Annotated in this window: 1 protein-coding gene; it reads left to right on the forward strand. The window is 61.9% G+C overall.

Annotated elements, in window-relative coordinates; genetic code table 11:
- On the forward strand, positions 1–223 hold a 223-nt coding region (locus tag E4K09_RS23865), incomplete at both ends, for an ABC transporter substrate-binding protein (protein WP_244610658.1).

Here is a 223-nt window from a genome sequence, read left to right on the forward strand (position 1 = left end):
ACGTCACCTTGAACACGCGCATCAAGCCGCTCGACGACGTGCGCGTCCGTCAGGCCCTGAACATGGCCGTCAACAAGGAACGCATCGTCCGTATCATCAACAACCGCGCGGTTCCGGCGAACCAAATTCTCCCGCCGCTCATGCCGGGCTACGACAAGGAGTACAAGGGCTACGCCTATGATGTCGCCAAGGCCAAGGCGCTGCTCGCGGAAGCCGGCCTGAA

The sequence above is a fragment of the Microvirga pakistanensis genome, assembly GCF_004458765.1.
Classification (GTDB): Bacteria; Pseudomonadota; Alphaproteobacteria; order Rhizobiales; family Beijerinckiaceae; genus Microvirga; species Microvirga pakistanensis.